Origin of the sequence: Streptococcus mitis (genome assembly GCF_003942795.1) — a bacterium.
In the GTDB taxonomy this organism is placed as follows: domain Bacteria; phylum Bacillota; class Bacilli; order Lactobacillales; family Streptococcaceae; genus Streptococcus; species Streptococcus mitis_BJ.
Map to the genome: position 1 here is coordinate 51,351 of NZ_RJNY01000012.1, position 12,310 is coordinate 63,660.

At 41.8% G+C, this 12,310-nt stretch carries 7 protein-coding genes; 1 reads left to right on the forward strand and 6 read right to left on the reverse strand.

The features are described from left to right. Nucleotides 1-8: 8 nt before the first annotated feature. From D8847_RS06625 to D8847_RS06645, 5 genes are read right to left on the reverse strand one after another with little or no spacing between them, the layout of a single operon-like run. Nucleotides 9-869, reverse strand: coding sequence for a YihY/virulence factor BrkB family protein (locus D8847_RS06625; protein WP_125841049.1), 861 nt, complete (start codon nucleotides 867-869; stop codon nucleotides 9-11). A gap of 29 nt (nucleotides 870-898) precedes the next feature. Further along, entirely contained in the window at nucleotides 899-2,953 is a 2,055-nt protein-coding gene (locus tag D8847_RS06630; protein ID WP_125841050.1) for a cation:proton antiporter, read from the reverse strand. Between the two features lie 11 nt (nucleotides 2,954-2,964). After that, complete coding sequence (locus D8847_RS06635) at nucleotides 2,965-3,219, reverse strand: hypothetical protein (protein WP_000361094.1); 255 nt, start codon at nucleotides 3,217-3,219, stop codon at nucleotides 2,965-2,967. Then, on the reverse strand, nucleotides 3,212-3,769 hold the full coding sequence (locus D8847_RS06640) for a tRNA (mnm(5)s(2)U34)-methyltransferase (RefSeq protein ID WP_000828419.1): 558 nt from the start codon (nucleotides 3,767-3,769) through the stop codon (nucleotides 3,212-3,214). The genes D8847_RS06635 and D8847_RS06640 overlap by 8 nt, the downstream gene beginning before the upstream one ends. Then, the gene (locus tag D8847_RS06645; protein WP_025169596.1) at nucleotides 3,753-4,709 is read right to left on the reverse strand and encodes a TIGR01212 family radical SAM protein; all 957 of its coding nucleotides are present in this window, start codon (nucleotides 4,707-4,709) and stop codon (nucleotides 3,753-3,755) included. The genes D8847_RS06640 and D8847_RS06645 overlap by 17 nt, the downstream gene beginning before the upstream one ends. A 91-nt stretch (nucleotides 4,710-4,800) precedes the next feature. Here D8847_RS06645 and D8847_RS06650 point away from each other — a divergent pair, with 91 nt between their 5' ends. Beyond that, nucleotides 4,801-5,163 carry a DUF3397 domain-containing protein gene (locus tag D8847_RS06650; protein WP_125841051.1) on the forward strand — a complete coding sequence of 121 codons (363 nt, stop codon included), beginning with the start codon at nucleotides 4,801-4,803 and terminating at the stop codon, nucleotides 5,161-5,163. Between the two features lie 178 nt (nucleotides 5,164-5,341). Here the strand turns inward: D8847_RS06650 and bgaA are convergent, their stop codons facing one another. After that, entirely contained in the window at nucleotides 5,342-12,295 is a 6,954-nt protein-coding gene (gene bgaA, locus D8847_RS06655) for an LPXTG-anchored adhesin/beta-galactosidase BgaA (protein WP_419991700.1), read from the reverse strand. Nucleotides 12,296-12,310: the final 15 nt, after the last annotated feature.

Consider the following 12,310-nt stretch of genomic DNA (forward strand, 5'->3'; position numbering starts at 1 on the left):
TTTTCTAATCATTCCATACTAAACTTTGGATCTTTCAAACTCTGAACACTGGCATTGATAACTGCTCNGATAATCAAAATCTTAGCAATAAGAATAAACCAGAACATCATGACTACCACGATAATGGAACTGAAAAATCGAACGTCAACTAGGTGATTAACATAGTTATTAAAATAAACAGAAAAGATATTCAATAAACCGATAAGAGTTAGCAAAACAAAGATACTTCCTGGTAAAACATAGCGGATTCGTGGTGTTTTTACTTTTGGAAGGAAATAGTAAATCATGACTAGAATGGCAAAGATCAAGGCATAGACCAGAGGACCTGTAAAATCTTGCAGGTAAGAAAATAGCGGACTGTCTGATTGCCAGTAAGTTTTGAGGAGGTTGAGCAACATACGACCAAACATACTCAAAAACAAGGCTAGGGCAAAAAGAATCTGCAAGCCGAGGCTAACAAGCAAACTCATCAACTGATGGGAGATAATTCCTCGACTTTTGGTCACCCCATAGGCTTTATTAAAGGCTTTTTGAAGGAAATCCATTGATTTTGAAAAGGTCCATAGGGCTGACAAAACAGCAAAACTCAGCAAACCAGTCGATGGTTGAGTCAGAACTTCTCGGACAATCTTAGCGACCACATCATACACTGTATCAGGCAAAAATTCCTTGATTATCAGTAAGAAATTTGAGACCGGAATCTGAAAATAAGGCAAAATATTGACCATTATCATTAGCAAAGGAAAGATTGAAACCAACCAATAGTAGGCAACCGCAACACTGGTCAACTCACTATCAGATGCTTGATAATAATGCAAAAAAGCTTTCAATAAGGGCTTATCCAATAGCTCCTTCCACCACTTTTTCATATCCCATCCTCCGTCATTTTCTTCATCATCTAAGTTCTTCTGATTAAATCTAGCATATCATAAGGTAAGGTATTTGCAGCCTCTTTCAGAGAATAATTTTCTAAATTATTCACATTTTGGCGTAGTTTTTTGGCATACTTGGCTGTTATCAGTTTAGCTTCTTCGTATTCAAAGATTGCCTTACGTTCGAGATAGTAACCTCGTAGCATTTCATCGATATTGTTTGGCTTGATGCGATTGATAACCCGCTCAACAAAGGCACCACTTCCGATAATGGCCGTCTCGCGTAGACGAGACTCTTGCATAAAACTAATCAGAGAACTCTTGTAAACCCCTTTTAGGTTTTCCAAACTCTCGATAATCAGCTCTGTATTTTCCAAATACAACTCTGAAATCTGATCATAGTCAACTGCTAGTAGTTTACGAGATTCTTCATTCATCCAACTACGGAAAGTTTTGCCAAAGGTAAACATTTCATGGAGTAGAAAGCGCAGTATCCGTAAAGAAACTAGGAAGTAATAAGTCACTCTAGAAGCGAAATTCCGATTGATACTCTGCTCCATGTTTTTTAGGTAACGCTGGTAAACTCGATAGCCACGCTCGCTGATTCTATTTTCTTCGTAGGCTTGCTCCAAACCGTCACTCTCAATACTCAAGATAAGAAGCTTGAGAGACTCCCAGTCCTCTTGGACTCTTTTATTTTCCTGACTAAGGATGAGATTTTCAATCCGACCATGATAATTATCAATAGCTGCATAAAGAGGAAGTTTGTTCTTGTGATGGTCCAGCTCTTTTTCTAATTCTGCAGCCACATCATTCAGAATCGCAATATGCATCAAATGGTCCTTGCTTTCCTCTTGTTCCTCAGACAAGTGGGGGAGAACTAATAAACCTGTTAGAAAGCTCAATAGTGTAACGCCTGCTACAAGGAAGAGTAACAGAGGATACTCCTGCTCCAAATGACTTGGTATGAGGAGAATGGTCGCGATAGATACTGTCCCTTTGACACCAGAGAAGGTCAAAAGAAGCATATCTTTCATGTACTTATGAATTTTTTTCTTAAGTCGACGCGTCCTCACAAAGTAAAAACCAGCAATCATGACAAAGCGGATCGCAAAAAGCAAGAAGGTCAGAACGACAACTGAAATCAGTAAAAGAAGGGGATTGTAGAGAGAATTAGACAAAATTGGCTCTGCTATCAACTCTAATTCCATTCCCAAGAGAACAAAGACTGAGCCATTTAGCATAAAGGTCACGGTATGCCATACGGTCTCCGTCACAGTGTCTACTTGAGCCTCAAGGAGCGTAATTTTCTTAAAGCGGCTGGCCTTCAAAATACCTGCAACCACTACTGCGATAATCCCTGAAACATGAAACTCTTCTGCGATAAAAAAAGTCATGAGTGGCAAACTTAGCTCTAGCAATAGTTCACTGGCTATATCTATCGCTCGCACACTCAGTAAAAAGGTATGCAAGAAACGATTGACCATAGCCGTCACAAAACCGACTACAAAACCACCAAGGATGGAAAGTGCTAGGGAAGTCCCAGCTTGGCTGAAAGAAAAAGTTCCTGTTGTCCAAGCAGCCAGGGCCATCTGAAAGGCAACCAACCCAGAAGCGTCATTTAAGAGCCCTTCCCCTTTTAGAATATTAGAAACCCGTTTAGGAAAACGAAAACGTTCAGAAAGTGATGCGAAGGCAACCAAATCTGTTGGCCCAAGTGCCGCTCCAACTGCTAAACAGGCAGCTAAAGGAAGAGTCATCCAAAGGAAGTGAGCCATGCCCCCCAAGCTTAAGGTCGAGATAAAAATCACAGGAAAGATCAGAAAGACGACAATCCGCCAATGCTTCAAAATGGACGTAATATCCGCTTCTTCTGCCTCCCGGAAAAGTAAGGGACCAATAACCATGGCCAGAAACAGCTCTGTATTGAGATGAAAGTCCGCATCGGGAACAAATAAACCAATCCCAATCCCCAAAAGGATTTGCACAAGAGGAAGGGGCAGAAAAGGGAGAAGTTTATTGGTCGTAGTTGAAATGATTAAGACAAATAAAAATAGAATCAAGTAAATGAGTAATTCCACACAATTCCTCCTTAATCTTTTTTACAACAAGATTCAAAAATCTCCTTTTGCTCTTGGATTTTCTGATCAATCTTAGAACAGTCTTTGTGCTCAATTTTTTTCTGGCATCGTTCCATTTCAAGAGCCACTAATTTTTTCTTGATTTTAAGCATTTTCTTGCTCATATGTGCTTCGTCGAGCACCCCGACTGCTCGCTCGTGATGCGTTGACTCGACAAAATTTTGGCGCATTGCCTCAAGCTTCTCACGAAGGTATTGTTTATCCATGTCTATACCTTTCTAATTTTTCAATCATAACTAAAAACGGTGGATTATTAACTTGGTTGAGAGTCCGATAAATGGCAGCTGTATACTCTTGTTGGTTCAACTGGCTAACAAAATCCAATACAGCATCCCTCTCGGTGTCTCCTCCTTCATGACCATAGTAAATCATAATTGCAATCCGTCCCCCTTTGACAAGCAAGTGACACAGCTTTTCTAAGGCTTCGATAGTAGTCTGAGGTTGGGTGATGACGGATTTGTCAGCAGAAGGTAAATAACCAAGATTAAAAATCCCTGCCTTAGCTTCTGTCACAAACTGGTCTAGTGTCTCATGACCTTTCAAGATTAACTGGGCATTTTTCATTCCAGCCTGATCCAAACGCTCTTGCGTCTTCTCCAAAGCCTGCTCCTGAATATCAAAGGCATAGACTTGCTTGGCTAACTTGGCTAGAAAAAGGGTATCATGGCCATTGCCCATGGTCGCATCCACTACGATATCCTCTTTTGTCACAACTTCCGCCAAAAAATCATGTGCCATCTCAAGTGGTCTTTTCATTTTTAAACTCCTGTTTTACAGCCTTGCATCCTTGCACACTTCCGCGGCGTCGCATCTCATTCTCTATGCTATTCAAAACTTCCCATTTATTGAGGCTCCACATGGGACCAATCAGCATATCTCTAGGTGCATCTCCTGTAATTCGATGGATGACGATATGCTTGGGAATGATTTCTAGTTGGTCACAAATGACCTTGACATACTCATCCTGACTCATCAGTTGCAAGCGTCCTTCGTGGTAATCTCGCTGCATCCGTGTATTGGTCATGAGGTGAAGCAAGTGCAGTTTAATTCCTTGAATATCATTATCCGTAACACAGCGACGGACATTTTCGACCATCATCTCATGAGTCTCACCGGGCAAACCGTTAATCAAATGGGAAACAATCTCAATCTTAGGATATTTCCTCAAGCGTTTGACCGTTTCCACATACAATTCATAAGAATGGGCACGGTTAATCAGGTCAGAGGTTGCTTCAAAAGTAGTCTGCAAGCCCAATTCAACCGTCACGTGCATGCGTTCGGATAACTCAGCCAAATATTCGATGGTTTCGTCTGGCAGACAGTCTGGCCGCGTTCCGATATTAATTCCTACTACACCTGGCTCGTTGATAGCCTGCTCATAGCGTTCCCGAATCACTTCCACCTTTTCATGGGTGTTGGTAAAGTTTTGGAAATAAACTAGATACTTTTTAACATCTGGCCATTTGCGGTGCATAAAGTCGATTTCCTTATAAAATTGCTCACGGATAGGGGCATCTGGTGCTACAATAGCATCTCCAGAACCAGAAACTGTACAAAAAGTACAACCACCATGAGCTACAGTTCCATCCCGATTGGGACAGTCAAATCCCGCATCAATAGGAACTTTGAAAGTCTTTTCTCCAAAAAGTTTTCGATAATAATCATTCAAGGTATTATAAGATTTCATAACTTTCATTATAACAAAAAACACCTACAATCTCAAAAGCCTGACTTTCAAACAAATTCCCTTGTTTCTCATTTCCTTTAGCGTTTTTTTATGATACAATATGGGTATGATTTTAATGAAAATAGCATCTATTTTATTATTGATATTAACCTTGGTGGTTTGCTTTATTGTCACCAAGCTTTTCGGACTCAGGAAAATAGGATTTAATTTCGCGGATCTAGCTTTTCCACTTTTGGTATTNGAGTACTATCTGATTACTGCTAAAGCCTTTACCCACAACTTTCTACCGCGACTTGGTGTCGCACTTTCTCTCCTAGCAATCCTCCTTGTAATCTTTTTCCTTGTCAAAAAACGAAGTTTTTATTACCCTAAATTCATCAAATTCTTCTGGAGAGCCGGTTTTCTCCTTACCTTAATCATCTATATAGCAATGATTGTTGAATTGTTCTTACTGAAACAATAATGGAATCTCTAGAAAATGCCTTCTAGGGATTCTTGCTTTCTCTCCAAAATTACACAGACAGTAAAATTATACGATTTTACACAAAGAAAAGTCCTTAGAAACTTGTATTCTAAGGACTTTTTATCTGAGACGAGAGTTTCTCTCAGGTCTTAAATGGCAAATAAGGTATCAAAAATATCTAATCCTCTTTTTTGCCTTTAGTGGCTACTAGTCCTGCACTCAAACCAAGAAGAGCTAAGCCTGCTGCTAGGGCTGCTTGACCTTCTGCACTTCCTGTATTTGGTAACTGCTCTTTTTGAACCGGACCAGCTGCACTTGAAGTGTTTTGTTTTGTATCTGCTTTTTCTGATACTTGTGGTTTTGTAGATTCTTGAGGTACTGGTTTAGTTGTTTCACCAGCCGTACCTACTTCTACGATGCGATCCTGAGCCATGACTTTATCATAGCTTTCTTTTTCAGTTCGTTTGCCATTTTCAACTTCAATCAAGTGAACACGGATACCTTTTTGACCTTCTTGGAGAACACGGGTTTGACCTGCTGGAAGCTTATCGTTCTTTTGTTCCTGAACCTTGAAGTCAATTGTTTCTTCTTCGATTACAAGTTCTGGTCTGTTAAGGACAAGGTTCTTCACTTCATCCTCTGGAAGGGAGGTTCCTGGTTTCGTTCCAACTTCTACGATGCGATCCTGAGCTATAACTTTATCATAGCTCTCTTTTTCAGTCCGCTTACCATTTTCAACCTCGATCAAGTGAACACGGATACCCTTTTGACCTTCTTGGAGAACACGAGTTTCACCTAGATACAACTTATCAGACTTACGTTCCTGAACCTTGAAATCAATTGTTTCTTCTTTGATTACAAGTTCTGGTCTGTTAAGGACAAGGTTCTTCACTTCATCTTCTGGAAGGGAGGTTCCTAATTTCGTTCCAACCAAGACGATGCGGTCTGTCGGATCCTCTACCACTTCACGGAGTTTTTCTTCCTTACTTCCACTAGGATTAACCGCTGTGAAGATCCGTTCCTTACCAACTTTTCCTTCTTGTTCTACACGAGTTTCACCTAGATACAGTGTTGAATCCTTTTTCTCAACTGTCTTATAGGCCAAATCTTTTTCAACAAATTCGAGTTTTGGAAGTTCCTCTTGTACAGCAGCAACTGTCTTCTCAGAAACTGGTTTTTCCTTTGTCAAGTGGATACGGTATTCCTTGACTTGTTTTCCACTTTCTGAAACAAGACGAACAAGTACTGGAAGGCTATCGTCTCCGCTATCTACAACTGTTGAAGCCACTTGGTCTGTTTCCTCAACTGAAACTTTTGGACGTTGTCCGCTATAAGTTACCTGATAGTCTTGACGATCTTCAGCGAAGTCAGGAAGCTCTTTTCCATCTACAAGAATCTTCGATTGCGTACTTTCTTGAGGCAATTCACTCGGAGCAAGGAAGGTCATCTCAATCATCGCAACACCGCTCTTGTCAGCTTTACGCTCCATACGCCATCTCATGGCTTTGGCTTTGATAGCTTTAAACGTTACGTTGATTTCATCACCAGCTGCAATGTCTTTATCTGCACGATAAGGTACAGCTTCCCAATTTTCTGGATTGTTGAATGGATGGCCTGCATCGTAGGCTTGGTAGTTTGAATAGTAGGTAGGCACTTCAAAATCTGGGCCAATATAACGTTCCAAAACGAGTTTAGATGGGGCATCCGTACCACTATCTGCAAAGAAATGAAGTTTGGCTTGCGCAACAGTCCGTTCGACAATCTTACCATTTTCACGGAAGATTACACCTGCTGATACTTCTGGATTAGAAGATGGTGTTGGAGACCAGTTTGTCCAACGACGATTTTCTGAATGATCTCCATCATTGATATAGTCTACACGGTCATGTGAACTTGGATCAATATCATTAGTTGCGGAAGCAAAGGCCTGGTTACTGTTTTCATCATAGTCAGGGTTATTTGAGAGAGCTTCGCCTAGTTTGTCTGTCACTCGTACAGTGAACTCAGCAACAAGATCACTACCAAGGACACGACCTCGAACAGTAAATTGACCTGCTTTTGTCAGATTTTCTGCTGGAACTTCTTCCCATTCAACTGCCAAGTCTTTTGTTTCGTAACCGTCTTTACCTGTGAAGTAAACAGGAACCTTAGTTGGCAATTCAAGCGGTTGCCCTACTTGTAGCAAGCGAGCTTGTTTGATCGCGGCAACTGGTTTACGAGAGAGCAAGTCTTCATTGCTTGTAAAGTGTAGACGGTATTCTCCTAGGATGTCACCATTTTCAGCCTTCGCGATAACACGAACTGGCTCACCTTCACGAACACTTGGAACGACGGTAGCGAGACCATTGTTGCTAACACTTGCTGTTACTGCAGGAACTTTACCATCTACAGACTCAAGATAGTAGTCTGTCAAATCAGGATTGAAGTTTGCTAAGTCTTTACCGTCAACTTGGATTCTTGTTTGTCCTTGTTTGGCTGCCGCAACTTGTTTCGCAAAGATTTGTACCTCTGTGATAGATGTTCCTTTCTTGCTATCAAGTCGAACCATACGAATACGAACCGCATAGGTCTCAACTTTATCAAAGCTGAAATGATTCATTTCTCCAGCTTTTAATTGAGCTGGTGCTTTGAGATTGCTTACCTCTTTCCAGTTTGCAGGATCGTTAAAGACATGGTTTTCCTCACCTACAAAGCTAGGGTTTTTAGGAGCTGTTGGAACGGTCTTACCGACATAATACTCAATCACATAAGACTTCGGTACACCAACTCCGTGGTCTTCATGGAATCCGACACTTAGATTATCAACTGAACGTTTGCTCAAGATACCTGAATCTCCGAATAGGACACCAACTGAAGCTTCTGGATTACTGCGATTCCAGTTTGTCCAACGGTTAGCTGGGCGGTCATTAAAGGAAATCAATTTATCGTTGACATTTGAAACAGGGTCACTCGGATTTGAGTCTGAAGCAAAGGCAAGTGGCAATTCTGAACCGGTCCATTGATCAGAAATATTTGCACCTTGCTCAGTTTGAGCAGATACGCGAACATGAAGTTTAGTTGTTAATTGCGTACCTTCTAGGCGACCATTAACTGTAAAGACACCTTCCTTGGCGTATTGCTCTGGACGAATCGTATCCCAATTAACCTTAGCTGATGAAACGTGACCATTTGAATCATAGGTACGAACGCTTTCTGGTAATTGTGGTGCTTCTGCAATTGGAGTTGTCACACTGACTTCTTCAACTGAAACGATACCTTCTACAGAGACTTTAGCACGCGCTTCAAGATCAAGACCTTCAACTTTACCTATAACTTCAAAGGTTTGATAGTGGTCGAGTTTTTCTTTTGGAATGGCTTGCCAAGTGACTTTGTGGGCTTTAGGGAAACCTTTGTCATACTCAACTGTTACTGTTGCTGGAAGGCTTGGTTCCTGATGCAAATCTGTGACTACATTTACAGGGCGGATAGATTGCGCAATCTTCTTCTCTGTGTTGGCCTGAATCGTGAGATCAATTTGACCTGTAGCCCCCTCATATTCTGCTTTGAGAGTGACTGTTCCTGGCTTATGCAACTCAAGCATTCCCTTACGAACTGTAACTTCCCCTTCACCACTTGTAGAGAAGGTTACTTTATCAGTCGGTAATACAGCTTGCGTTCCGTCTTGATAGTGAGCACGAACCGACAATTTGACTGTTTGGTTTTCTTTGAGAGCATCAGCTTTCTCCACTTGTAGGCTCAAATGATCAATTTTTGGTGCTTCTTCGAGGAATTGAATTGCATACATTTGAAGAGGGCCACCATCATTTGGTTGAACAAAGATGCTTGCACGCATACCGTTTGCTGTGCTTGCTTGCACCACTGTAACAGCTGCATTTTCAGCACTTGCTACGACTTTTGGCAACTTAGCTCCATAAGCAAGAGTGCGGTATTGCATTGGTTTTTGACTAGTAAGTCCTGTGACAGCTTCATCACCAACCGTTACAGTTGGTACTGCAGGTACTGCAGCCTCACCTTCTTCTACTACAAGGGTAGCGTGAATAGTCTCACCACCCAGTTGACCAGTCATTTGAATACGTGATCCTGCAACTGACAGTTTAGCTTTATCTGCTTCCGAAATCTCCCACTTATCAACTTCGTATTCTTGTACGCTTCCATCCGTAACAGCAATAGAAACGTATTTGTCAACAGCGCTCAAGTCTGTTCCTGGAGCAACACGCTTAACAGTTGGAAGCTCATTTGCGATTGCTAGAATTTCGACACGGGCCTCAACTTTGCGTCCGTCTGCCATACCTTTAACAGTCACAACTCCTGCTTGGCTCACATCAACTGAAGACCAAGTTACTGGACGTTTTTCACGACTGCCATCACTGTAGATAAAACCGACTGTCTTCGGCATTTTTGGCTCTTTCTCAATAACAGTACGTACTTTTGGTACTTCTGTACCTAAAGCAGTCTTTTCTTGATCTTCTTTCTTACCTGTAAAGACCGTTACTTGACCAGATTTCAAGAGATCTGAATGGGCTGTTAGAGTGAATTTACCTGCTTGCTCAGTTGATTTGACAATGGCAACCCCTTTACCGTTAAAGGCTCTACGGATCCAAGAACCATCTGGTTGCGCCTTGTAGCGTTCACGACTGGCTTGTTCCCCATTATCGACACCGACCAGTTGACCTTGTCCATGCAATTGGAAACGAACCAAATTATTGGCAGTTGGTACCACATTTCCTTCACTGTCAACGATTTCGTAGTAGATGTAGGTCAAGTCTTTTCCATCTGCTGCGATTGCATGTTCTTCCTTGACGAGGCGAACACCTGCTGGTTGGCCTGCAGTCGTGATCTTATCACGTGCAATTTCTTTTCCAGCTTCATCGCGAGCTACAGCTTCCAAAGTACCTGGTTGGTAAGCAACCTTCCATTCAAGATAGAGTTCCTTAGCATTGGCACCTTCTTGGTAAGTGCGGCCATCACTGGTTTGTTTCTTGTTGAACTTCTTAACTCCGAGAGATTGACCATTTAAGAACAATTCTACGCTTGCAGCGTTTGAGTAAGCTCGAACTGGGATTTTTCCGTCTGAATCTTCAACTTTCGATGCCAATTCTCTATTTTCCCAGTTCCAGTGAGGAAGAAGGTGAACCATTGGTTTCTTCTTGACAGAAACCCATTGGCTTTGGTAGAGATAGAAGTCATTTTTTGGAATACCAGCTGTATCTACGATACCAAAGTAAGAGCTCTTAACGGGAGTTTGGTTTTGGTTGTGCCATGGTGTAGGCTCACCGATATAGTCCGTACCTGTCCAGATAAACTGTCCAGCATAGCCAGCGTTGTCACGGTCAAACGTCCATGAAGCGGTTGCCGTTTTACCCCAACCAACACGATCATTCCCATAATCTGACTGTTCATAGTTACGATAAGCTTGGTTGCTATGTACCAATTCTTGTTCAGGACGATAATAGCTACCGCGTGTACGGGTTGCTGAAGATGTTTCTGAACCGTAAATCAACCAGTTTGGATGTTTCGCACGAAGTTTCTTGTAGTTGTCTTCTGAATAGTTGAAACCAACCGCATCCAGTTCATTAGCAATCTTCTCATGATCACCACTACCATCACCAAAGCGGAACTTATCTGCTCCCATAGTAACATAACGTGTAGTATCAACATCTTTAATCACTTTTACTAAGCGTTTAACTGTTGCAAGAGAGTGAGCCTTTCCATCTGCTTCACCGATTTCGTTTCCGATAGACCACATGAAGACAGCTGGGTTATTTTTGTCTCTTTCGACCATGGTACGAAGATCATAGTCAGACCATTTTTCACCTTTTCTAGCTTCTGGGTGAGTGGCATCTTTTTCAAAGAAACGTCCGTAGTCATATGGTTTCTTGCCACCATACCAAGTATCAAAGGCCTCTTCCTGAACCAGCAAACCAAGTTCTGCTGCGATTTGCAAGGTCTGTGGACTTGCAGGGTTATGAGTTGTACGGATGGCGTTAACACCCATCTCCTTCATTTGTTTGAGACGGCGGTATTCTGCCTTATAGTTTTCTTCTGCTCCAAGCGCTCCGTGGTCATGGTGCAAGGAAACACCATGGAATTTAATGCGTTCACCATTCAAAGAGAAACCTTCATTTGGAGTCCAGTGATAGTAACGGTAACCAAACAAATCTTTCTTAGCATCGACTAATTGACCATCACGGTAAACACGCGTAATCAATTCGTACAAGGCAGGTTTGTCATTTAAAACTGTCCAGAGTTTTGGTTGTTCAACTTCTAAAATCGCATCAAGACTCGTTGACTCATGTGCTTTCAAGGTACGGCTCGCTGTACGAACCAAGCCTGTTACAGCCTGACCACCACGTTCAACGATTTGATACTCTGCCACCAGTTCATGGTCTTTATCGTCTGTATTGACAATTTTGCTGGCTACATGAGTTTCAACCTTGCCATGTTGCTGTTGTTCAAGTTTTGGTGTTAAGATGGTTGTCCCATTTTTCTCAACATGAACTTTATCTGTCACTTGCAAGGTTACATCACGGTAGATACCACTACCAGAATACCAACGGCTACTTGGTTGTTTGTTGACAGCATGGACAGCAATCACATTCTCACGACCATCTTTGTGAAGGTATTTGGTAATATCATATGAGAACTGGTTATAACCATTTGGATAATGCCCCACTAACTGGCCATTGACATAGACTTGAGAGTCCATATAGACACCATCAAAGGTCACACGAACATTTTTCTTGAGGTCTTTTTCATCGAGCTTAAAGGTCTTGCGATACCAAGCTTCACCACCATTGAGCTGTCCACCTTCATTTTGGGCAGGTGACTGATGGTCAAAATCGTTAAAGATACTCCAGTCGTGTGGGAGATCCAATTTTTGCCATGTTGATACGTCAGCATCTGATTTCACAGCTTCTTTTGGATTCGCATTGAGTTTAAAGTGCCAATTTTGATTAAAATTCACTTTTCTATCTTCAATCATTTGATTCACTTCTTCATTTGTCGCAGCTTTCAACTCTTCCTTGACAGGCTTTTCTTGACTTGAAGCTTGAGATTCTACCTTTGGAGCTGTTTCTTCAGGTTTTAGAGATGCTTTCTCCTCTTTTGGAGCTACAGGTTCAGCTTCTTTCACCTCTGGTTTGCTTGC